The organism is Flavobacterium beibuense F44-8, assembly GCF_000769915.1.
GTDB lineage: Bacteria > Bacteroidota > Bacteroidia > Flavobacteriales > Flavobacteriaceae > Flavobacterium > Flavobacterium beibuense.
Genome location: NZ_JRLV01000007.1, coordinates 189466 through 213768 on the forward strand (window position 1 = coordinate 189466; position 24303 = coordinate 213768).

Genomic DNA, 24303 nt, shown 5'->3' on the forward strand with positions numbered 1-24303 from the left:
AAAATATTTAAAGTGGTTTAAAAGTTTAATATGCATTTGCTATTATCTGTTCAAATAATTCCTGCCTGCCACTTCTTGGTTTAGGATTCCCATTTTCACGGGCTATGTCACTAAGATTTTGAAGCTTAAGCTTGCCATTTTCAAATGCTGCACCGTTACCACTGTCAAATGACATATATCGAGTGGCTTTTAATTCGCTATAGTTAGTATTGTTAAGTATATGGTCTGCACAAATAAGCCCTCTTGCAAAAACATCCATACCACTTATATGAGCAATAAACTTATCTTCATAATCTATTGAGTTACGGCGAACTTTTGCGTCAAAATTTATCCCTCCGCCTTTTACTCCTCCGTTTTGTAAAAACACCAGCATAGCCTGTGTTATCTCATAAATATCTATAGGAAACTGGTCGGTATCCCAGCCGTTTTGATAATCGCCCCTATTGGCATCTATACTTCCAAGCATACCTGCATTAGCAGCAACCTGAAGCTCGTGTTCAAAGGTATGCCCTGCCAGTGTAGCATGGTTTACCTCTATATTTAATTTAAAGTCATCTTGTAAACCAAATTTGTTAAGAAACCCTATACATGTGGCCGCATCAAAATCATACTGATGCTTCATGGGTTCCATAGGTTTAGGCTCAATAAAGAAAGAACCTTTAAAACCTTCATTACGTGCATAATCCCTACACATGGCAAGAAACATTGCCAAATGTTCCTGCTCACGTTTCATGTCGGTATTTAAAAGGCTCATATAACCTTCACGACCTCCCCAAAACACATATCCTTCACCATTTAAGGCTATGGTTGCATCTATAGCTATTTTAGCCTGCCCTCCGGCATGAGCTACCACATCAAAGTCGGGGTTGGTTGAGGCTCCGTTCATATATCGCGGATTACTGAAAAGGTTACTTGTTCCCCAAAGCAGTTTTATTCCTGTTTCCTTTTGTTTTTCCTTTGCATAAGCTACCATTGCCTGTACTCGCTGTTCAAACTCTGCAAGTGTTGGAGCTTCGTCTACAAGATCTACATCATGAAAACAATAATAAGGAAGACCAAGTTTTTCCATAAACTCAAAACCTGCATCCATCTTGTCTTTTGCCCGGGCTATGGCATCTTCCTTTGAATTCCATGAATTTTTTATTGTACCCGGACCAAAGGGATCATCACCCGTATTACAGAGGGTGTGCCAGTAGGCCATCGCAAATTTAAAATGTTCTTTAAGTGATTTTCCGGCAACTATTCGGCTCTCGTCATACCATTTAAAAGCAAGCGGATTATCGCTATCCCTTCCTTCAAACTGTATCTTATCTACAGTCTTAAAATAAACCTGTTTTGTAGTGTTCATATTTTTAGTGGATTGTAACATTCTTGAAAATAAGTACTTATTCTCAAAAGTAAGTGTACTATTCCTAAAGCCTTAGAAGTAAGAATGAAAATTTACGAAAACGTTTTCTGTATCTTTTATTGATATTGCAAGACAAACTGATTAAAAAAAATAACTTTACAAATAATGCTTTTTATCTTATTCGTTTAACTCCAAATTCATAAATATTTAAAATTTAAACCAACTAAACTATGAGAAAAGCCCTGCTTTTATTTTTCACTCTTATACTTTCAATTTCCGCTAAAGCACAGATAAAACTTCCTGAGATAGTAAGCAATGGTATGGTATTACAAAGAGAAGAACCTATAAATATTTGGGGTTGGGCAGCTCCTAACGAAAAAGTAATAGTTCGGTTTAACAATAAGAAATACAAAACCATTACTGCAAAAAACGGTGTATGGAAAGTTACCCTGTCTCCTATTAGGGCTGGAGGTCCGTATAGTATGGAAATTGAAGGCAGTAATAAAATTATACTTAATGATATTCTTGTTGGTGATGTGTGGCTTTGTTCAGGTCAGTCTAATATGGTACATCAAATGCGTTTACATAATGTGCTTTATGCCGATGAAATAGCAAATGCATCTTACAATGAAATAAGGCAGTTTTTTGTTCCTAATACAGTAAATCTTTCAGGTCCTCAAACAAAACTTCCCGAAAGCTCATGGAAAAAAGCTATAAATCCTGACGTTAATGAATTTTCGGCTGTTGCCTATTTTTTTGCTAAAGAATTATATCAAAAATATAAGGTGCCTATTGGAATTATCAATTCCAGCTGGGGCGGTACGCCTATTGAGGCATGGGTTAGTGAAAAAGGATTTAAGGAATTCCCTAATGTGCTTGAAACTATTAACAGAAACAAAGATACTTTATACATAAACAGCCAAAATACATTGCCGCAAGCTGAACCCCCTTTACCTAAAGATAAGGGGTTAGAAGAAAAATGGTTTGATACAATTTATAAACCTAAAGGATGGAGAAATATAGCCATACCCGGCTATTGGGAAGATCAGGGAATAAAAGGCTTAGACGGTACAGTATGGTACAGACGGGAAATTGACATTCCTGAAGCTATGACAAAGAAAGAAGCTATGGTGTTTTTAGGACGCATAGTAGATGCCGATGTATTATATATTAATGGTAAGCGAATTGGAAACACAACATATATGTATCCACAGCGTCGCTATCCTGTTGCAGATGATGTATTAAAGCCCGGTAAAAACCTTTTTGTTGTGCAGGTTACCAATAATTTTGGTAAAGGTGGTTTTGTACCCGACAAGCCCTATTATATTGTTGCAGGAAAAGATACAATTGATCTTACCGGATACTGGCAATATAAAGTAGGAAGGGTAAATATGCCTTTTAATAAAAACTATAATAAAATAGCACTGCACTATCAGCCTACTGCTCTTTATAATGCTATGATTTCCCCTTTAATAAATTATAACATTAAAGGTTTTGTATGGTATCAGGGAGAAAGCAATACCGGAAATGCCAGTGAGTATTCAAAGCTGCAGGCTGCACTTATAGACGACTGGCGTAATAAATGGAATAAACAGCTTCCTTTTTTATACGTACAGCTTCCGGGATTTATGGACTATAACTACCTTCCTTCCGAAAGCCAATGGGCATTGTTTAGGGAAGAACAGGCTAAATCTTTATCAATACCAAAAACTGCAATGGCAGTAGCAATAGATTTAGGCGAATGGAACGACATTCATCCTGACAGAAAAAAAGAAGTAGGTGAACGGCTAGCTTTAGCAGCAGAAAAAACGGCATATAATGAACCTGTAATAAGCTCTGGCCCTTCTTACAAATCATTACAAATTAAGGGAAATAAAATAATAGTAAGCTTTAATAATACAGGGAATGGACTTTCCACAACTGATGGTGAGGCTCCATCTGAATTTGCCATTGCGGGAGCAGACAAAAATTTTGTTTGGGCAAAAACAAAAATTGAAGGAAATACAGTGATTTTATGGAATGAAAGCATTGAAAAACCATTGTATATACGATATGCCTGGGCAGATAATCCTGTAAATCCTAATTTGATAAATAAGGAAAATTTACCGGCTGTACCTTTTCGAACTGATGAATAGTTTTATAAATATTTAAAAAATCTAATATTATTATTTTGATGAAAAAAATAGCAATAACAACTCTGTTAATTATTTTATCATTTAATCAGTCTTCAGCTCAAAAGCCTAAGACAAATAATAAACAAGAGCCAGTCTTTTCAGAATTCACCTATCTGGGAAAGGATGATATTTATGATGAAAACCCTTTAAAGGCCGATGAATTTTATACTCCCATACTACAAGGCTGTTATCCTGATCCAAGTATTACCCGCAAAGGAAATGATTACTATCTGGTAAATTCTTCGTTTGCTATGTTTCCGGGAGTGCCGATTTTTCATTCTACCGATTTGGTAAACTGGAAACAGATAGGACATGTACTGGACAGGGAATCCCAGCTTAAAGTAGAAGATTCACGAATATCGGGTGGTGTCTATGCTCCTGATATTAAGTACAATCCCTATAATGATACTTTTTATATGATAACTACAGAGATTGCAGGGGGAATGGGGAATATAGTGGTAAAAACAAAAGACCCTTCTAAAAGCTGGAGTGACCCGTTTAAACTTAATTTTGAAGGAATAGATCCGTCATTATTTTTTGATGATAATGGTAAAGCTTATCTGGTACACAATGATGCCCCGGATAAGGGAACAGAACTATATCAGGGACACAGGGTAATAAAAATATGGGAATATGATTTGCAGAAAGATCAGGTGATTCCTAATTCAGATAAGATTATTGTTAACGGCGGGACAGACATTACTCAAAAACCTATTTGGATTGAAGGACCTCATATCTATAAAAAGAACAACAAATATTACCTTATGTGTGCCGAAGGCGGGACAGGTGACTGGCATAGTGAGGTAATTTTTGTAAGTGATAATCCTACCGGTCCTTATATTCCTGCAAAAAACAACCCTATACTTACCCAACGTTATTTTGCAAAAGACAGGACAAATAAAGTAGACTGGGCAGGACATGCAGATCTTGTGGAAACTGTTGACGGAAATTATTACGGGGTATTTCTTGCTGTTCGTCCTAACGAAAAACAACGTGTAAATACAGGTCGTGAAACATTTATTCTCCCGGTAGACTGGAGCGGAGAGTTCCCTGTATTTGAGAACGGTCTCGTACCTTTAAAACCTTCATTAAAATTACCTAATGGTGTTGAGAATAAAACAGGAAAAGCAGGATACTTGCCTAATGGAAATTTTAATTTTACTGATAATTTTACTTCTAATGAGTTAGATTATCGCTGGATTGGCGTAAGAGGGCCAAGAGAAAAGTTTATAATAACAGGAAAAAATGGTTTAACTATCACTCCTTTTAAAACAAATATTAAAGCAACTGCTCCTACCTCTACCCTGTTTTACAGACAACAACATACCTCTTTTGAAGCAACAGTAAAACTATCATACAAACCCAAATCAGAAAAAGACCTCGCTGGTATTACTTGTTTTCAGAATGAAAAGTTTAATTATGTATTTGGGGTTACCAAAAAAGGACAGGATTATTACCTTGTACTAGAGAGAACAGAAAATGGAAAATCGACAGTTATTGCCAGTCAAAAAACAGACATAAACAATCAGTTATATCTGCAGGTAACTGCAAAAGGAAATGACTATAGCTTTAATTACTCCTTTAACGGCAATACATTTAATAACTTTGGAGGAACCATGTCTGGCGATATTCTTTCAACTGATATTGCAGGAGGATTTACAGGAAATCTTATTGGTTTATATGCTACGAGTTCAAACGATATTTTGCCTTAAATTATATTAAAATAAACAAGAACATTAAATCTCTAAAAAATTAAAACTTATCTTACATAAAGCAGGCTAATTTCTTTAATCATGCATAAAATGTTTTGAAATTTGTGCTGTAAGGTTCACTCTACGGGATAATCGCTACCTCATATATGTTTATTAATACGCCATAAAATTATCTTAAATTATAAATACCATTGTTCTGAAAGCTTTACCAGCACTAGCAAATCTTTTATAAAAAGTTCGACATTAGTCCCGTTGACTCCCCAAAAGCCTTTTGCTAATAGCAAAAAGGCTTTTTTTATTGCATTAAATATAAAACTAACATTTTATGAGTTTTAAAAAAAATTTAATAAAAAACTCCGTTCCCATATAAGAAAACGGAGTTCAATTACAGCTTAAAGGGACTCTTACCTTATCATACAACGTGTTTGGTAAACTTTACCATCTACAGTTGTCACATTCATCATGTAAATCCCTTCGGGAAGATTAATGTTAGCTAAAAGCAGTTCTTTTCCGGAAGTTTGTTTTTTATACCCGCTGCTTACTATAGTTCTTCCTAACATGTCTGTAAATGTTACGTGTTTCACCTCAGTATCTTCCGGCAATACTATAGTGGTGAATCCTTTAAAAGGATTGGGATAATTAAATATATTTGTGTGTAGTGTTTCAAATTCAGGAACCGATAGAGTTTGAACTCCAAAGCTCATGTCGCTCACGGTTATGTCAAAATTTTCAGTAGCCGTGTACCCACTTATTACAGAGAATACAATGCTCCTTACCCTCTCCCCGTTAAACGACTCTCCCTGTAAATTTTGAAAAGCCGATAAAGGTATACTAACTCCTGTACCCTCACTGTGAGCAGGTAACTGATAGATTAACCTGTTTTCCCAATCAGTTAGGTTTTCTGTAACCAAAACTACCTCAACAGTATGAGAGTTTTGCAGGGTAAAATTAAGGGCTTCATAATCACTTACATCCAGTGTAAGCTCTCCCGCCAATATATTCCTGAAAAGATTTACAGTACCGCTGGTCTGTCCGGTTAAGGAAGCATTTCTTTCTATATTATAACCCTCCTGCGCTACCTGTTCATAAGGTTGTACAGTGAAGGAAGTAATACCGGTAACCTGAGCATCATAATCAACTCCCCAAGGACCATCTGCCAGATACAGCGCATCTGTTCTAACCGATTCGGGTGTGTTAACCGAAAAACCAATATCAAATAAGCTTCCTGTTTGTACCACAAGACTTTGATTATAATCTCCTGTAAGTATACTTCCTTCGGTAATATTCTCTACATCTGCCTGTTCTGTTATTCTTTTATTTCCTTCAAAATTCAGGTTTAACGATGCTGTTTTGTTTACTATTTCAAGGTCAAGGCTACCATCCTTATAAATACCGTTTTTCACAAACACCTGCGGTATTCTGTTTTCAACCTCAACATAGGTTACTGTATTATCTTCGGCTAACTGGGTTAAAATATAGTTGGTTATACTGCTTACCTGCCCCATATTACTACCCCATACCTGAAAGTTAAGATAATCTCCTGCCGGATACTGACCTATATTCCAGTAACTGTGTAAATAGCTTATCGTTTCGGTTTGCTGTATTGAAAAAGTAAGGGCATATTCGGTTATGCCGTTAGCTCGTTTTATTTTAGACATAATCAGTTCATGCCCCTGAAGTTTAATAGTGCGGACATCCTCCAGAGACGAACCGTTAAGCCTGTCGCATATTGCTTTAGAGTGGTCGTAAACACCACCTGTAGTTTGTGTTGCCAGGGCTGCAGCTACCCTTTCTGCCCCCGAATAATAATCTACCGAAAACACCTGCTCTGCATTGGTGATTTGGGTTAAATCTTCAGGGCTTGAAACATAAGGTGTTTCTGTGCCAAACATCCCTGTTGTTGGTAACAGTGCCGAAAAGTTTACTGTTTGACCGTTTTTTAAAATGCTGTTAGATGACACATACGGGTTTTGTAATTGTTTCCTGTTAAGGAAACTATTGTTTTTAGCCCTTGTAAAGTTCCTGTTAGCAATAAGCCCTGCCAGGCTACCGTTACTTTCAAGTCCGCCATCGTTGGCAGAAGAAACGTCATTAGCGCTATCCACATCGGCTACATTAACCAGTTTCATAGCCGTGTAAGGATTTGAGGTTACATAAAAAACCACATCATTAAAATCGTTATCACAGCTTTGGTAATCCCTTCTTATGTCTTCAAAACTTAAAAGTACTCTTTCATTTTCAGGATCAGAAAGTAATACATTATGATGACGTAATTCGGGATCTGCTTCGGGGTTAAAATCAGGGTTAGAAAACAACTGCCACGCACCTCCGGTTACGGCACTTCCGTTCCATCCGTTAGCAAGCAGTACCCAGCCAATCCCTGTACCTGCAGGAAAGGTTCCTATTTTAACCTTGTTTCCGGCAGATAATCCGCCACCATATCCACCTTCGGAGGCATTAGGGAAAATAATAGTAATGTCTTGCGGCTGCGGAGCCGATGTATACGGATTGTTTATATCATAAGTATAAAACCCCAATACGTTTTTATAACCGGCACCTTCCTTTACAAAGGTTACCCACACATCGGCAGCTTCCAGCAGCTCAATATCAGTATCATATCCTGCCGATATATATTGTGGGTTGTATATTGGTACCGGATAGCTTTCCGGTAATGAATTGTTTACTAAATTGTGTGTTGCCTGTGTTACCACATCACCCGGTGACTCCAGATATAAGGGAACTCCTAAAGAGTTATACTCTCCTAAAAACTGGTAGTTTTGCCCAAAAGCAAAAGAACAGCACATCATTATAGATAATAGTAGTAATATTTTCATAATCATATACTTTTGAGTTTGTTTGTTATAACAAATTTATATAGCTAAAGTGCTGACGGTATGATTATTCGATTATACAAAAGCTGTTAAAGACGAAAGGCTTTTATCTTTCGTTTAACGGACTTATTTAGCTTTACCCCTGATAAACAATGGTTTGGAAGTAAGGTACCATTTTAAACGGAAACCAAGCTCTGTATAAGTAAAACCGGCTGCCGTGGTAGAAGCAATATTACTGTGTAGTCCATAAAGGTTTATAAGCAAACGATGGGAGAACTTATAGCCTATTTTTCCCTGCAGCCTGTAAGTAGCCTGTTTTTGGTCGCTTTCTATAAACTGATACCCTACAGCCCCATTAAGGTTATAAAACAAACTTTTAGGTTCGGCTACCTGTTCATCCTTTAGGAAATCTACAAAAACCTCCCCTACATTAAATCGTTTTGGGCTAAAGTATACCTCCGGCCTGCGTTCCTGAAAACTGATATACTGGTAATTTATACCTGCCTTTAAAACAGGAGCATACATAAAGTTATAGTACAGCGAAGTGAATAACAGGTTGCGGTCGTTACCGTCACTTTGGGAAGTGTAATAGTATTGTGTAAACCACCCCAGGTTAAAGTTTGTACCTACGTTGTAGTTTATATACATATTATCGGCAGTAATTTCACTATCAATCAGGTCGGCATTAAAGTTTTGTATATCGCGTTTATATCCTATTTCGGCATCGTGCATTTTAAAAGGCTTTACTTTAAAAAACACATCGGCAAGAAACTGACTGTAGCTGTTATTAAACGAACTCGCATTACTGCTACCCAAAGCAAGGTTAAAGCTAAGTTTTGGCAGTGCCTGAAACTGCATTCCTATTTTAAAATCGTTAGTTTCGGCCTCAACATTCGTATTATCGTTTTTTGTTTTCCTGTACTGATAAAAACCGTTAAATGTAATTTTTGTACTCACAGGGACTGACAATGAAGTATTAGTATAATAAGCCCTGTTCTTACCATTATCAAAAGAATATCCCAACTTCTCTTCCACAAAAGGAGAATAAGTAATATTAAGCTTTTGAAGGAAAGCTTCGGCATCTTTTTGATTCTTGAATATATCCAGGGTTTTATTAGCAGCCGAATAAGCCTCTACAGGTTTACCATCGGCAAAATAAGCATTAGCTATACCAAGGTTCCCATCAAACGAAAGTGAATCCTGAGCCAGTATGTTCTCGTAATCATTAATACTTTGCCTGTAATCGCTTTTATACATGCCTAAAGTAGCCGAAGCAGCCAGTACATAACCTTCGTTAGGGTTTACAGCCCTTTCCTTTTCAATGGCTGCTTCTGCCTCTTTAAATTTACGGTTCCAGATAAGCGCCTGTATGTGCCTTTCTTTAGCTAGTTTTAAGACCATCTCATCATTAACATTTTTAGCTTTTTCTAAAGCCTTGTTTGCCCATACCAGTGCTTTTTTATCTTTACCGTTTATATGATCTGCCAGAGAATATCCTGCCATTGCGACAACACTGTCGTTAGCATTTACAGCTATTTTAGAATAGGTATCTTTGGCCACATCTGTTTGTTTGGTAATCAAATATATGTTTGCTTTATTTAGCAGTGTATCCTTATCATTTGGAAAATCTTTCAGGTTATCATCCAGCATAAGCTGTGCTTCCTCATATTGTTTTTCCTGAACCAGCATAGCCGAATATCCCAAACGAATGTATTTTCTGGAAACCATAGCATTTGCATTGCCGGGAGAAACATCAAGAGCCTTATTTACATAGCTTAATGCTTCGGGATATTCTTTAAGATTGGATAATGTATTAGCATAGCCTAAAAGTGCCGGAAAGCTTTCCGGCTGTTTTTCTATAAGCCCCGCGTAAAAAACTTTGGCTTCACTGTATTTTTTATTCCACAGCAGTGATTCGGCATAATTAAGTTCTATTTCAAAATCATCCGGATACTGCTCCAGCATTGTAGTAAAAATAGCATTGGCTTTAGCGGGGTTACCATTTAAGCCCACAGCCCTGCCGTAACAAAGGTTGGCAGTTTTATTATCGGGATAATTCTTCAAAACATTTTCAAAGAAAGTTTCGGCCTGTGCAAACCTGCCCGTTTCAAGATGAGTAAAGCCTTCCTGCATATTTTGTGACCATGCAGTTAAACAAAACAGGTATGATAATACATAAGTAAGGTGTTTAAAATACTTCATAATACTGTTTTTTATTTGGTTTGATAACTGCAAGTTAATTACTAAGGTTAAAAAAATAATCCACAGTAACTTACCACTCATCGGATCTAAAAAGCATTTTACAGAAAGATAAGTAATTATAACTGCTTATACTACAGCTTCTCTCCTTAATTTTTGATAAAAAATTATGTAAATAACTGATATACAAACCAAATATCAGCTTATTTATATAGCCTTAATGATTATTACAGTGCTTTTCAGCTACACTTATTCTTTTATCATTACTCAGGTTACATTCATCTAAAGTAACCTTCCGCTAAACGAAAACAGGCCGTAATGCCTTCTACACAGCAGTAACTTTAAACTAATAATCTTAAATACAAACACTTATGAAAATCGCAGTTGTAACTTCTTTCCCCCCAAGTAAAGTAACTTTAAATGAGTACGGGTATCATTTAGTAAAGAATTTTGTAAATAAGAATGATATTACCGAACTACTATTACTAACCGATAAAACAAAAGCTCTCAAACAGCTTGATTTTGATAATAGCCATAAGGTAAAAGTGAATGAATGCTGGTCATTTAACAGCTACCTTAGTTTTTTCACTATACTGAAAACAATTTTAAAGGAAAGACCCGATGCAGTACTGTTCAATCTTCAGTTCTTAAAGTTTGGAAGTAAAAAAATACCGGCAGCAATGGGACTGATGCTTCCTATGTTGTTAAGACTTATAGGTATTTCAACTATTGTACTGCTACATAATATAATGGAAGAAGTAGATTTAACCAAAGCGGGTTTCTCTAAAGGCGGACTACAGAAAAAAATATACTCCTTTATAGGTACAAACCTCACAAAATGCCTCCTTAAATCTGACAGGGTAGCTGTTACCATTCAAAAGTATGTAGAAACATTAAATGAAAAGTATAAAGCTGCTAATGTTACACTTATCCCTCATGGTTCTTTTGAAATGGTTAAGTCACCTAATTTCGATTTGCAGCAGGGGCCTAAAAAAATAATGGCTTTTGGTAAGTTTGGTACTTATAAAAAAGTTGAAATAATGATAGAAGCAGCCCAACAACTTCGTGAAAGGATAAATGAAGAAATTGAAGTTGTTATTGCAGGAACCGATAGCCCTAACACACCGGGATATCTTGACTCAGTGCAAAAAAAATACAGCCATGTAAAAGGTATAACCTTTACAGGGTATGTTGAAGAAAATGATGTAGAGCGTATTTTTACAGAAAGTACAGTTGTAGTATTCCCTTATACCGCTACAACCGGTAGCAGTGGTGTATTACACCAGGCAGGAAGTTATGGTAAAGCTGTTGTAATGCCTGATTTAGGAGACCTTGCTTTACTGGTGGAAGACGAAGGTTATAAAGGCGAGTTTTTTAACCCTACGAGTTCTTCTTCCCTATCTCTTGCTATTGAAAACATTTTAGTGAACGACAGCTATCGTAAAGAACTGGCTGTAGCCAACTATAAAGCTGCAAAAGCACTTTCGATGGAAAGAATTACCGAAATGTATCTGGAAGAATTCAGAAACATTGAAGAAGTTAAATTTGGTAAATCACTTATTAGTAATATATAAAAATGATGGTTTGGGTTTACCGTGTTCATCTAAAAACCCAAACTTTTTCTGTTTGTTTTTAATCCAGGGCCATTTACCAGCTACATTATTTGGAACAGCAGGAAAATCATAAAGTGTCCATGATAAGAATGCAAGTTGTTTTTCCTTAAAAACGGCTTGCATTTTTTTATGATACTCAGCCTGACCATTCTCCCCTTTTCCAAACCAACTCCAAAAACCCCTGTAAGACGAAACGCCAAACTCCTGCAGTACTACAGGTTTATTTGTTTGTACTTTTAAGGCATCATACTTATCCAAAAAATAATTTGGGTTAAGGTAATAGTGATAAGATACAAAATCTACCTTATCCTGTAATAAAACCGCATCATGAGGGTTAGACCAGCCTATGGTAACCAAATGGTTAGGATCCCAGCTTTTAATTAAAGGCAATAGCGTTTGCAGCCATCCTGTAACGTTATCCTTATCTCTGTTCATAAAATCAAGGTCGGGTTCATTTTTAAGATCCCAAGCCAATATAGCATTATGGTTTTTAAAGGTTTCTACAATCTTTTCGGCATGTCTGTGAGTTAAAGTCCAGTTTTGCGGAGTATAATCACTATAAAAGTCAAACAGAGTTACTATAACGGCTAATTCCTTTTCTTCAGCTAAATCAAGCACCTGCTCCAGTTTATCCAAACGATCTTCCTGAACATCAGCCTTACCGAAATCTTCATACGGCACAAAAATCCTTACCGTGTTTAGTTCTGCATTTGCTATTATATCAAAGTCGGCACTTATGGTATCTGTCGAGAATTTATCGCCATACATATCCCACGCCGAGTTTTTAGGATAATAATTAATACCTTTTATAAGGTAGGTTTTACCATCCTTCATTATACTGTCTCCCTTTACCTCAAAATACTTATGGGGTTTTATACTATCCTGCACTATAGCTTGTGGTGACATTCTTTTAATATGACGTATTCTCCAAAAACCGTCTTCTAAAAGCATCATTACTTTATAACTGGCAGTATCGGTAACCGTATTGACAAGTTTTTTATCCTGATATATTTTCTGGTATTCAACAATATTCCTGTCGGTAAACACCACTAGCTGACCATCGGCACTATAAAAATCAATAGCCGGGTTATGTTCTATAGTTGTACCTTCTATACTTATTTTATTTGCTTTATTATAATCAACCAACTTAAACAGGTTCACTCTTGCACTATCAGTATAAAAATCGGCAATACCTTCGGTAGTATTGGTTTTAAGAGCGTTATTTTTTACATACCACGAAAACAGATAATCTTTCTCTATTTCCTTTAACGCCTGCTGTTCCATTTTACGCCCCGGATTATCAAGGCTGCTCCAGTTTATCTTAGGCAGATAGGTTGTAATAGTTTCTTTTTCCAAATGTAGCATATCACTACGCTCTGCTCCCGAATTAAGGTATCCCAACACCTTACTTAGCCCAAATAACAAAAGCGCATTAAGTGCTATGAAACTGATAATTATTGCTGTTCTGTATATGTTTTTATTATTCACTCTCATACTGAATCAAACCTGTTTTTTGTGTATGTCCCATTACACTTATTTCAAAATTGTATGCCTTTCCCTTATACTCTCCTTTTGGTAAGCTAAATACGGCTTCTCCGTTTATGGTGTATTCCTCTATAGTGCTTACCTCCTGCCCTGATTTATTATACAGTTTAAGTGAAACCGTGGTACCGTTAGGCACAAGCTGTTTCATAAAACTTTGTAAAGGACCTACTTTTATTGTCCTCTTATCTTTAGAGAAAGTATAGTTTATTTCACCTTTTAATGCCGATTTGTAACTAATTTTAATCTCATTACTTTCGGCTATACCTGTTATATAAGCTTTTATGGTATAGCTGTCTTCTTTTTCCGGACTAGGTATTTTACTTTGAGCTATTCCGTTAATAGTATTTCCGTAGGTTTTCAGCAGGTTTCCATCACTTTTATATATCATAAAGGTGACCGATGTTCCGTCGTTTATGGTATTGCCATACTTATCTTTCAGTTCAGATGTATAAACCGTAGTTAATTGGTTGCCATCGGCATATTCGTGATTTCGGGAAAAGTTTATGGTAAAATTTACCGGTAAAGCAGCATATACATCTGCTTCAAATTCTCTTGTAGCTACAGTTCCGCAATTTGAAGATAATAGGATCTTTCCTGTTTTTTGGGGTGCTGTGATTCTTTTAAAAGCAATAAAGTTTTCAGTGTAAAGAGGTTCTTCATTTATACTTTCCCTAAACTGATGTTTAAGCGTAATTGCTGTACTATCGGCTACAGGATTATCAAACGCATCATGGGGTATGGTTACCATCATGGTATAATTTTCATTGCCCGCATTAACGGTACGCGGCCCAAGATAAGTTTCTATACCTGTTGTAACAGCGTTAGGAACAATGGTAAAGTTTCCCTGTAATTTCAATTCGTCATCAAAAAAAAGATACCAGTGTACCTGTCCGGTTTTGGCTGCCATAAAATCAGGAAGTACAAACTCATTCCCTTTTGCTTGTAGTACAGTACTCCCGTAAGATGATTTCACCATCATTACAGTTTTGTTTAAACTATCAGCATTTGTAAAAGACAAAGCAATAGCACTCCCGGCAACATATTCCTGTTGAGGATTTGACAATGCAATTTTTGTATCACTACTATCTGACTGTTGCAGCCCGAAAGACAGCAATACAAAAACTATTGCGATAGCTAATACTATGTAACCTGATTTAGTTTTTATCACCTTGGGTTAGCTATATAGTTGTTAATCTCTATTTTGATGTATGAGTATCCTTTTCCGTTTACAGATATAAGTTCCTTATCATTATGTCCGTCTATTCTTAAAGGTACAGTTTTTCTTGCCATTTCTTCATTAGGGAGTCCGTTAACATAACAGTTTTCCGTACCCGATTTCAACAGTATCAGTTTACTCAAATCAATCAGTTTATACCTGAACCTTTGCTTACGCTGTACTCTTATTCCTTCTCGGATAAAAAAATGATCTGTATAAACAATCTCCCTGTTTTCATTGTAATAGCTTACCAACAACTCGGGTATGGTAACCTCCTGAATACCATAATTAAATAAAGTACCCTGTACAGTGGTATTATCAATATTCAAATCGTTTAAGGCAACCTCTTTGTATAGATCGGTCGTAGCCACATTACCCGCACTTTGTATATCAAAATTAACGGGTACACTTTTCAGTTTGGCAGGTGTAAACTCATCGGGGTTAAACGTCTCCGGTTTTACCTCTCCGTTACTTTGCCAGGCAATATCTTCAAAATTAACCTTAAACGTAGTGGTTTCCTTAGGCATCAGTTTATGCTTTATAACATACTTGGCATTATGTGTCGCCAGCCTTTTATCTTTTTCGTCATACAGGGTTGCCTTTACAGCTACATCTGCAGGGATGTTATCTATGTTTTGCAGTTCGCCCACTATCATATATTTATTATCCTGAAAAATCATCCTTGCCGAAAGTATTTCCAGTTCGGGCTGTTTCAATACATCATCATGATAGGTTTGCTGGGTAGTTATACGCCTGCGTCCGTGTTTATAAAATTGAGTGGTATTATCGGCAAATATCTGATCTGGCGGAATATCAGGATCTTTCTTATCGGGTACTATATACCACTTTGCTTTTTTCTTTACCAGCCTGTGTACATATTCTCTGTCAATAATTTCAAGCGGAGTTACCCATTTGGTTTTCACTTTTACTCCTGCACTGTTTTTGGTTTTATCTGTAACATTTACGGTTATAGCATCTAGCTTGGCATACGAGTTCACAATACCATCTGTTACCGAAATCTCCAACAGATACTGTGATAACGGATAATCATCATTAGGGGTAATATAAGAATAAGCTCTTTCGAACTCCTTAAAGTCGAGCGCATCATAATAGGACTTCACTACATTATCAGGACTTATTTGTGGTGATATGCCATAGTAGAGTTTATACAATCCGTAAGACGAAATCACAACCATAAACAGTACCCAAAACCTGTTAACCCTAAGCATACTCTTAGAGAAACCGGTATAGTCTTTTGCATGTAAAAAGAAGTCGGGTTTTGGGATTTTACGGGTTTTTAAAGCATGTATCCATAACATTTGTATATTAATTACAAATGCCAATACCACCGTTAATAACGGAATAATACCCCACATTAAACGAAGAGGTAATGGTGCCTCCTCTTTAGGTATTACTTTTGGCATGGGTGGTACATTGAGCTTTTCCCAAACCATAATACCATTCTCTAACTGATTGAGTCGCTGCCATCCGCTAAAATACAGTATGGGGTCATAAAACTTATCGTTAGAGAAAACATATTTAAGGTTATACTTTTCGGGTACGGTAAGAAACTGCTGTAATGAACCAATCCCTTCCATCCCTCTAAACTTTGAGTTTTCCAGTCTTTCTACCGCTCTGGATGTAAGCTCAGGCAGCCTTCTGGCAGAATGGTAATTGCCATCTACAGTCATAGCCCCTGTTTGTGTAGACAGGTAAGCCATTTGATCGCCAAAACCAAGAGGCAGAAAACGCCATCGGTCATGCTGATCCTGATTGAGGAAGTTGACTATTGGCAGCATATTTATTTTTTGTGGCTGAAACGGACGGAAATAGCCCAACGATATGGTAAACAAAGCGAAACCAAGGAAAGCCCCAGCAAAAACTCCGCTTATAATACGATGATACACTGTCCCATACCTTAGCTGTAAACTCTGCTTCAGATCACCTTCTACCAATCTATATACAAACTCACCAAACATAGGTAAGCTAACTATAGATGCCCATAGCGTAAATCTGTCTAACGTTAATATATTAAAAGCATTGGTACCTAATAGTTTTAAAGGGATTGGAGTTGTGCCACCTGTTCCTAAAATTGCCAGCATACTTAATGATAGCCCAAAGAATATATACCTCTTGCTAAAATACCTGTAAAACACATATGGCAGTATAAACAGTATTATTCCCCACGGAATAAGGAAAAACATAAGTCCTGATGAGGTAACTTCCAAAAAGTTATCCCTACTGCCATGTGGTATAGGCACCTGGGTTATAGGATTTTTTCTTGAGTTTACCCAGTAAGGCAGTATACATACTACTACAAGAGTTAACAGCCCTATACCAAATACAACAATACGTTTAAGGGAACTTATTAGGGTAGCTATAAAAAGCCTGAAGGTAATACTGCTGTAACTGTCTGTCCTTTCACGGGCCATATCCATAACGGCTACTCCTATTAAGGGGAGTATAAAAAATACCATCCCAAAAATAGGTGTAACATGATGTGAGGTTACCGTTACTGCAATTAGGGATAATGACGTTAGTAAGTAGCGCTTTCTCCCTGTTTTTACCCACAAGTAAATTTCAGGTAGGGAATGCATCAATATTGATATACCCATAATACTTGGTAACTGCCCGAAAATGTGCAGCGTTTCCAAAAAAGATGAGGAAAAAACCGCTATAAGTGAAGCATAGCCGGCTACGGTGCGGTTACCGGTTAACAGCAAGGTAAATCTATATACCCCTGTTATGAAGAGTATAACACATATAATGGTAACGGCAAACAACCCGAATTTGAGTCCGCCAATAAGTGAAAATAATCCAATTGCCTGATGTACCAATGGAGGGTATCCCATAACGGTAAACCCTGTATACCAACTGGTATTCCATGATTCAAACCAGTTGTGGGCATAGTGATTGGCAAAAAACAAATGAATTAAGGCATCATAAGTGTTTTCCAGCGTAAAGAACATAAGGGATGCATGGAAAACTACCCCTATAAGTAAGGCCGAAATAAGGTATTTGTTTGTGGTTTCCCTCACGTTATGATGTGGTTATTTGTTGTAAAGTAAAGATAATAAATAAAGTAGCTAATGTTAAAATAAGCGTCTATACATCCTTACCATTCACCGAAAGAAATCTTCTGTTCAACTAAAACGTTTCATAACACCCTCATTATCAATATAAATTTGAAATAATAAATCACAACAACTAATACGCTGAATTATGAATAAAGTTTTAATTGTAGACGATCAGCAACTGGTGTTGCTGTCTCTGGAGAGATGCCTTACAGAATTGGGCTATGAGGTTAAATGTTCAAACAACATTTATGATGCTATAGAGCAGTATGAGGTTTTTAAACCCGATCTTGTAATTACAGATATTAACATGTCTGCCCAATCCAACCATGTTCCCCTACAGGATACTTATAATGAAATTGTAAGTAACGTATCGGGGCTTGAAGTATTAAAGTATATACGCTTTGTAAAAAAGCAGCATACACCGGTTATAATACTTTCGGGCAATGTTGATGAAGACATAATAGTTACGGGCTTTGAGCTTGGTGCTAACGATTACATGAAAAAGCCCTTAAGTCTTCGTGAAATAGGAATTAGAGTGGGCCGACTACTGGGAGATACTAACATTAAAAGAAAAGAGAATATAAAAGAGCAATACATTCAAAACACCTGTATTGGTGTTGTTATACCTTGTTATAATGAAGAAGAAAGACTGCTAAGTGAAGAATTTAGAAGCTTTGTGCGCAAAAACCTTGGTTACCATTTATGCTTTGTAAACGACGGAAGTAAAGACAATACCCTTGCAGTGCTTAAAGAGCTTCAAAAAGGAAATGAAAGTCATATAAGCGTTTACGACTGTCCTAAAAACGGCGGAAAAGCCGAAGCGGTACGACTTGGAATGCTACATCTGGCAGAACAGAAACAGTTTGATTATATCGGTTTTCTTGATGCCGATCTTTCTACCGACTTTGATGATTTCTCTGATTTGGTAAAAACCATAACCAATTCAAAATACAAAATAGTAAGCGGCTCCCGAATAAGCAGAATGGGTGCCGATATTACTAAAGAATCGGCCAGAAAAATAATAAGCATGACCATTAATTTTATTATCAGGAAAACACTGGGAATGGAGTTTAGAGATACTCAATGTGGTGCTAAGGTTATGACTACCGATGTGGTGGAGAAAACATTCGGCAGGAAGTTTTTAACCAAATGGTTATTTGATGTAGAGATATTTATGCGAATGAAAAAAGTATATGGTAACAAACAGGTACAGGAAATGCTTTGCGAAAAACCGCTAAACAGATGGATTCATGCCGACGGGTCTAAACTTTCATTCAAAGATTCGTTTAAAATTGTTGGACAAATTGGACAAATTGCCCTTCATTACAGATAGAATAGCAGTAAATTTTTTCATAATGTTGATTTGGTTTTTATGAAAACACCCATAATGCGCAATTATGGGTGTTTTTCTTTTTAGTACTTCTGGTCAAAAGCCTCAACTATATTGACTAAATCTTTTTTTTTAAATACCCGTGATTAACACTGTTAATAATACCTTTTTTAATTAAGCCTTGAGTGTCTAATAATAACTTTGTTTTCTTTATTAAAAGAAACCTCTATTGAGTCTCTGGATATTTTATTAACAGTAACTCCACTTCCATTTTCACCTACATGCATTTTTTTTACAAATCCGTTTATGTTTAAAAGCACCAGCTCTTTGTTATCTCCTGATTTTATATAACCGTAATATTCAATTTTGGGCCAATATGTTTTTATTTCGGTACTAGAATGTGTAACAACCTGTTTAGGCTTCACAGTATTATTTGTCGAATTATTACGAACTAATATCGACTTAGAATCACTTTTAATTTTATTAAGAAACGGATCTCTTTTAATAGGTTCCATAACAAAGGTATCCCGTTGTACAAAAATATTATCGATATCTGTATTCGAATCAAAATTTGTACTCAATACGGGTTGATCTGGAGTAAAAAAATAATTACTCAAAAAGCGATACCCTATACCTCCCCAAAGAGCTATAACAACTATAATTAATATTACATTTATTTTTTTCTTCACTTAACTATTCTGTTACTGTTATCGTAAAATAATCACTGTAACCCGTTTCATTACCAGCCTGATCTTTGGTTTTAACTCTCCAATAATAATCTCCTCCGGATGTAAAAGTATACTCAAAAGCAGGCGTAGTAACATTTCCTGTTTGTATTATAGTATTAAAACTTACATCGTTTGCTATTTGTATTGTATAAGATAGTGGCGAAGTTATCACCCCTGTATCACCCGGTGCAGTCCATGCAAAATTTACCGCTGTATTTTGTGTAATAGATGTACTATTAAGAGGTAAAGTGTTTTGAGATTGATTTGGAATAGTAGTATCGATATAAAAATTCCTGCTTGCAAATTGTGTTTCGGTTTGATTTTCCGAATTTACAGCCTTAACCTTCCACGAGTATTGTGCGTCTTCAGTTATAACACCGCTTGCAAGTGTAAAAGAGCTATTATTTAACTGTGGCTCTTCGTGTATTAAAATATTACCTGCTGTAACGTTTATTAACTGGAAAACATAATATTCTGCAGCATTAACAGGTGTCCAGGAAAAGGTTAACGATGTATTTTGTGTATAGAAGCCTGACGAAGGATATGATAAAACTATCTGCTGATTTGTTAAGTCATCAGATGTAGTTAATGTAAAGGTAGCAGGAAAAGTATAAGCCGTTTCGTAAGCAAAATTTTCTCCTCTTACCCTCCATTGATAAGTCCCCGGATTTAAAGGCTGTATAAAATGATTCGTGCTAACAAGGGAGTCAAGTACCATGTTATTACTTTCTGAAAAAACCTGAATACGGTATTCGTCTGCACCATCAAGTGAAGCCCATTGAAAGTTAACAGCATTGCTCTCTATCTCTGCATTATTTAATGGATAATACATTGTTATGTTGTCATTGGTAATATCATCTTCCAATATATCTTCACAACCGTAAGTAAATATTACAAGAATGGCAAGCAGTATGTTATTTTTTATTTTCATAGTTCTGAAATATAAGTTTTAAATGTAAAATGTCACTTTGATTAGTTTTTCTCGCTGTGTAGAAGTCCATGCTTATTAAGCGGGAATTATTAAATTTTATTTCAAAATCATAGGTCAGCTTTAACAGATCATTGAGTTCTCCTGTTATATCTACCTCATTTGTATATATATGGTAATTATCATCAGAAAATTCATGAATTGACTGCAGGTGGTATATAGAGGTTTTTTTACCGTTACTGGTAATAAAGTCAATAATATCCTGCTGTATCTTTTCTTTATTTATCCCTTCTTTTCCTATTATCTTATCTATAGCTGCTATTTGAGATTGCAGCAAATTATAATCAGAAGAAGTATTTTTTAAATCGGCTACTTTATCTTTTAGTTCAGAATTCTCCTTAACAACCCCTATAAGAGTACTAAAAGACCTTTTATAGGAAGTGAACAGCAAAATGAAAAATATTGCAATAAGTGCCCTGAATTTTATTTTAAACGAATATTTATCAAACATCACTTACTAATATTTTTATTTCAAAATGCTGCATATTTTTTTTGTCTTTTTTAAAAGACAGCACCTCAAACTCCTTTATCCAGTCTACCTTTTTTAATTTTCTTAACCAGTCGTTAAAAGACGATTCGTTAAAAGTGGCTCCTTTTAACATTATCTGATTTGACTGTAATTCTATCTTTTTATTTTGTTTTACTTCGCCTATAACTGGGAAAACCTCTATCTGGCTTACTGATAAATCCTGAGGAACTGAGGAAGACAATGTATAAACGTAGTAAGTAAGAAACTTCTCTGAAAGCTGACCACTATCGTTTAAAATTTTAAGTTTACTCTCTTTTTGCTCCTCTAAGTTTTTAATATATTGATATGTTTGGTTGGAATAAACATTTTCCTGATTTAACGCATTATTTTGTCCTGAATAATATTGTATCCCAAAATAACTTATTAGTAAGAGGGTAAAAAACAGTCCCAGCATACCTATTGCAAGATAATTAAAGCTCTTTTTATAAATAAACTCTTCATTATCTATAAGGTCACTATAACTTTTAGATATTTCCTTTTGTTTTATAAAGAAATGTATACCTGCGCCATATGATGATAACTGTACCGAAGAAAAATGTATATCACCAATAGCATAGTTTTTTTCCTTGCCCTCATCTTTTGTAAGATTTATAAGCGTGCCCTCTTCAAACTCTAGTAATGAATTGTTTGAAGTTATTAAATTTTCATCAATAGCATTTTGCAGTAATGCAGTGGTAAGCGGACCTAGGTAAAAATCTAAAATATGTATTCCTTTTTTTTGCAGTAATGAAATTACTTCATCAACATTATGTCGCCGTGTAAATGATAAAAAGGTGTATTGAGAAGTAACAAGTTCAGTAAAATATACCGTATTAAAATCTATATTTTTTTTCCAGGTTAAGTCGGTTGTATTTTTAGTATCTATTTTTTTATTTAAAACACCTTTTCCGTCCAATAATAATAAAACCGGAAGTTTACTATTATAATTATCAAGAAAATCATCCAGGCCTTTATAATTGTTAGTAGAGACCACACTGAGACTATTACCCTTTTTCCTCAGGGTAATAGTACGGCAGTCTTCGCCTTCATCTGTTTTAAAATAACTTAAAACAGTTACATTATTAATTTTTATAACCTTTGATAAAAATGACAACATTTAAATTAGTAAATTATGGTTGGTTTAATAAAAATATGAAGTTTGGAGTTTGACTTCGACTTTCTTTTTCCGCTAAAGAACCAGCTTATAACCGGAATCCTTGACAATAATGGTGTACCAGAGGCTGTATTTTCTTTTCGCAATTCATCCAAACCTCCTAATAAAATCATCTCATTATTTTTCACCCTTACAAGAGACTGAAACTGTTGTGTTGCTTTTCCCGGAGGAGCTGTTTGACCTACTCTTCCTAAAAAAGAACTTTTCTCCACTGCAACATTAAGCGTTACCGTTTCGTCTGTAGAGACATATGGTTTGATTGAAACACTCAGGTTCGCCTCGGTAGATTTCCATGTACCCGACTGTAATATATTATTATTGATATTGTTTGCCAGTAACTGATTATTTTGTTCAAAGTAATAATTTGTTTCCCCTATAGCCAGTTTAGCCTCATGCCCACTAATTGTAGCAATTTTAGGGGTAGATTCTATTTTTATAATAGAATTATCCTCTAAAAACTTCATATTAAGATAAAACGCATTTGTTACCTTTCCTATCTTTAATACTCCAAGACCGTTAAATGCATCTATAAGACTGTTTACCGATGTAGCATTTAAATTAACATCGCCCGAGGGAAACAGTACCCCACTTGTTTGTGGATATTTAGTTTTATCCAAACCGGCAGTAATACCTGTTTGAATATCATAAGCCTTATTATACTGTACAATCATTACATCTATTTGTACTAACGGAACAACCTTATCTATTTGTTTAATATAAGTTTTAAGTTCATCTATGGTTGTTTGTGCACCGGAAACTATTAAGCCGTTAAGCTCTACAAACTCCTTTATTTCCACATTTTCAGAAAATACTTTTGGTAACGACATCATTACTGATTCTATTGACCTGTTCTCTAACTGGATAATTTCTGTTTTACGTAAACCTTTAGTTGATTCTTCTCCTATAAGGTAAAAATCACCTTCTTTTTTATAGGTGTATTTCTTCCCTTTAAATATATGTTCCAGTAAATCATCAAAAGTTATATTATCTGCCAGAAGTGTAGTTTTTTCATTTTCCGGTTTATTATAAAGAAAATAGGTAATGTGCAACTTACTGGCAGCTTCAATAATAAGTTCGGCAGCATCTGCACCATATGCCTCAACTGAAAGATAACCGTATTGATTTAACTTTACATCATAATATCCCTGTTCCCCTATGTTGGATTTCTTTAACTTCTTACTTCCTGTGCTACCCAATGCATCAGGTGTTTCAATAGGTGCAAGGTTTTTTTCTATATAATAAAACCCATTGTCATCTTTTGTAACTTTTAATTCATTTGATTTAACCATCATATCCATTACCTGATCAAACGGGCGGTTTACAATATAGGACGTAATTAAAGCATTTTTAACATTAGGCGCAAGCACTATACTTTTATTAGACTTATCAACAATAGCCTTAGCCACACTTACTAATGAATCGTTTTGAAGTCGTACTGTTAAAAAATCATTTTTAGCGTTGTATTCAACATCAATTAATTTTGGCTGTTTTTTCTCTACTATTTTTACCTCTTCCCTCTTTTTAAAAATGATAATATTGCTCATAAAGCTAATATCAAGCTGATACTTTTCGGCTAAAAACAGAAATACATCTTTTACAGTTACATCATAAAAGTTATTATCTACAATTTGATTTAAATCTCTGTCAACACTAACATTTAAGTGATGTTCAAAAGCAATTGTCGATATAAAATCATGCAGGGAAAGCCCTGAAACATCAATTTTAATTACCTCGTTTATCCCCGGTTTTTCTTTAGCAAACTCATCAAGCTGAGCACTTATAATTGTAGGATCTTGCTGGGCAAGTAATGTTAGATTAATCAAACAGGCTACAATAAGGCAATAAATTTTTTTAGGCATG

The 24303-nt window shown here is 35.5% G+C and carries 15 protein-coding genes; 4 read left to right on the forward strand and 11 right to left on the reverse strand.

All coding sequences use genetic code 11. The features are described from left to right. Window positions 1–25: 25 nt before the first annotated feature. Entirely contained in the window at window positions 26–1348 is a 1323-nt protein-coding gene (gene xylA, locus Q763_RS08085; protein ID WP_035133012.1) for a xylose isomerase, read from the reverse strand. 230 nt (window positions 1349–1578) lie between these two features. Here xylA and Q763_RS08090 point away from each other — a divergent pair, with 230 nt between their 5' ends. Together Q763_RS08090 and Q763_RS08095 are read left to right on the forward strand one after the other, a co-directional pair. Beyond that, the gene (locus Q763_RS08090; protein ID WP_035133014.1) at window positions 1579–3483 is read left to right on the forward strand and encodes a sialate O-acetylesterase; all 1905 of its coding nucleotides are present in this window, start codon (window positions 1579–1581) and stop codon (window positions 3481–3483) included. Between the two features lie 38 nt (window positions 3484–3521). After that, window positions 3522–5234, forward strand: coding sequence for a glycoside hydrolase family 43 protein (locus tag Q763_RS08095; protein ID WP_035133017.1), 1713 nt, complete (start codon window positions 3522–3524; stop codon window positions 5232–5234). A gap of 404 nt (window positions 5235–5638) precedes the next feature. Here the strand turns inward: Q763_RS08095 and Q763_RS08100 are convergent, their stop codons facing one another. Both Q763_RS08100 and Q763_RS08105 read right to left on the reverse strand, forming a co-directional pair. Next, window positions 5639–8068, reverse strand: coding sequence for a DUF4114 domain-containing protein (locus tag Q763_RS08100; RefSeq protein WP_035133081.1), 2430 nt, complete (start codon window positions 8066–8068; stop codon window positions 5639–5641). Between the two features lie 123 nt (window positions 8069–8191). After that, window positions 8192–10267 carry a tetratricopeptide repeat protein gene (locus Q763_RS08105; protein ID WP_035133083.1) on the reverse strand — a complete coding sequence of 692 codons (2076 nt, stop codon included), beginning with the start codon at window positions 10265–10267 and terminating at the stop codon, window positions 8192–8194. 368 nt (window positions 10268–10635) lie between these two features. Here Q763_RS08105 and Q763_RS08110 point away from each other — a divergent pair, with 368 nt between their 5' ends. After that, a complete protein-coding gene (locus tag Q763_RS08110; protein ID WP_035133018.1) occupies window positions 10636–11838 on the forward strand; it encodes a glycosyltransferase in 1203 nt (400 codons plus the stop codon). Here Q763_RS08110 and Q763_RS08115 read toward each other — a convergent pair. Genes Q763_RS08115 through Q763_RS08125 form a run of 3 tightly spaced genes read right to left on the reverse strand, consistent with a single transcriptional unit; the run spans window position 11818 to window position 17676 of the window. After that, on the reverse strand, window positions 11818–13371 hold the full coding sequence (locus Q763_RS08115; RefSeq protein WP_035133020.1) for a glycoside hydrolase family 2 TIM barrel-domain containing protein: 1554 nt from the start codon (window positions 13369–13371) through the stop codon (window positions 11818–11820). The genes Q763_RS08110 and Q763_RS08115 overlap by 21 nt on opposite strands. Continuing rightward, window positions 13358–14590: a hypothetical protein gene (locus tag Q763_RS08120; protein WP_052123321.1), complete on the reverse strand. Its 1233-nt coding sequence runs from the start codon at window positions 14588–14590 to the stop codon at window positions 13358–13360. Before Q763_RS08120 ends, Q763_RS08115 begins: the two co-directional genes overlap by 14 nt. Continuing rightward, the gene (locus Q763_RS08125; protein ID WP_035133022.1) at window positions 14587–17676 is read right to left on the reverse strand and encodes a membrane protein; all 3090 of its coding nucleotides are present in this window, start codon (window positions 17674–17676) and stop codon (window positions 14587–14589) included. Before Q763_RS08125 ends, Q763_RS08120 begins: the two co-directional genes overlap by 4 nt. 184 nt (window positions 17677–17860) lie before the next feature. Here Q763_RS08125 and Q763_RS08130 point away from each other — a divergent pair, with 184 nt between their 5' ends. Continuing rightward, window positions 17861–19048, forward strand: coding sequence for a glycosyltransferase (locus Q763_RS08130; protein WP_035133024.1), 1188 nt, complete (start codon window positions 17861–17863; stop codon window positions 19046–19048). A 167-nt stretch (window positions 19049–19215) separates the two neighbouring features. Here Q763_RS08130 and Q763_RS08135 read toward each other — a convergent pair whose 3' ends face one another. From Q763_RS08135 to Q763_RS08155, 5 genes are read right to left on the reverse strand one after another with little or no spacing between them, the layout of a single operon-like run. Next, the gene (locus Q763_RS08135; protein WP_035133026.1) at window positions 19216–19734 is read right to left on the reverse strand and encodes a hypothetical protein; all 519 of its coding nucleotides are present in this window, start codon (window positions 19732–19734) and stop codon (window positions 19216–19218) included. 4 nt (window positions 19735–19738) lie between these two features. Continuing rightward, window positions 19739–20704: a phage tail protein gene (locus tag Q763_RS08140; RefSeq protein ID WP_035133027.1), complete on the reverse strand. Its 966-nt coding sequence runs from the start codon at window positions 20702–20704 to the stop codon at window positions 19739–19741. Then, window positions 20688–21215 carry a hypothetical protein gene (locus Q763_RS08145; RefSeq protein WP_157499386.1) on the reverse strand — a complete coding sequence of 176 codons (528 nt, stop codon included), beginning with the start codon at window positions 21213–21215 and terminating at the stop codon, window positions 20688–20690. Before Q763_RS08145 ends, Q763_RS08140 begins: the two co-directional genes overlap by 17 nt. Next, complete coding sequence (locus tag Q763_RS08150) at window positions 21205–22386, reverse strand: PilN domain-containing protein (protein ID WP_035133032.1); 1182 nt, start codon at window positions 22384–22386, stop codon at window positions 21205–21207. Before Q763_RS08150 ends, Q763_RS08145 begins: the two co-directional genes overlap by 11 nt. A gap of 5 nt (window positions 22387–22391) precedes the next feature. Then, complete coding sequence (locus Q763_RS08155) at window positions 22392–24302, reverse strand: type II secretion system protein GspD (protein WP_035133033.1); 1911 nt, start codon at window positions 24300–24302, stop codon at window positions 22392–22394. Window position 24303 lies beyond the last annotated feature (1 nt).

Excerpts from the sequence above, each read along its gene's own strand:
- xylA (WP_035133012.1), bottom strand. The coding sequence starts at position 1,348 with ATGAACACTACAAAACAGGTTTATTTTAAGACTGTAGATAAGATACAG.
- Q763_RS08090 (WP_035133014.1), top strand. The coding sequence starts at position 1,579 with ATGAGAAAAGCCCTGCTTTTATTTTTCACTCTTATACTTTCAATTTCC.
- Q763_RS08095 (WP_035133017.1), top strand. The coding sequence starts at position 3,522 with ATGAAAAAAATAGCAATAACAACTCTGTTAATTATTTTATCATTTAAT.
- Q763_RS08100 (WP_035133081.1), bottom strand. The coding sequence starts at position 8,068 with ATGAAAATATTACTACTATTATCTATAATGATGTGCTGTTCTTTTGCT.
- Q763_RS08105 (WP_035133083.1), bottom strand. The coding sequence starts at position 10,267 with ATGAAGTATTTTAAACACCTTACTTATGTATTATCATACCTGTTTTGT.
- Q763_RS08110 (WP_035133018.1), top strand. The coding sequence starts at position 10,636 with ATGAAAATCGCAGTTGTAACTTCTTTCCCCCCAAGTAAAGTAACTTTA.
- Q763_RS08115 (WP_035133020.1), bottom strand. The coding sequence starts at position 13,371 with ATGAGAGTGAATAATAAAAACATATACAGAACAGCAATAATTATCAGT.
- Q763_RS08130 (WP_035133024.1), top strand. The coding sequence starts at position 17,861 with ATGAATAAAGTTTTAATTGTAGACGATCAGCAACTGGTGTTGCTGTCT.
- Q763_RS08140 (WP_035133027.1), bottom strand. The coding sequence starts at position 20,704 with ATGAAAATAAAAAATAACATACTGCTTGCCATTCTTGTAATATTTACT.
- Q763_RS08150 (WP_035133032.1), bottom strand. The coding sequence starts at position 22,386 with ATGTTGTCATTTTTATCAAAGGTTATAAAAATTAATAATGTAACTGTT.
- Q763_RS08155 (WP_035133033.1), bottom strand. The coding sequence starts at position 24,302 with ATGCCTAAAAAAATTTATTGCCTTATTGTAGCCTGTTTGATTAATCTA.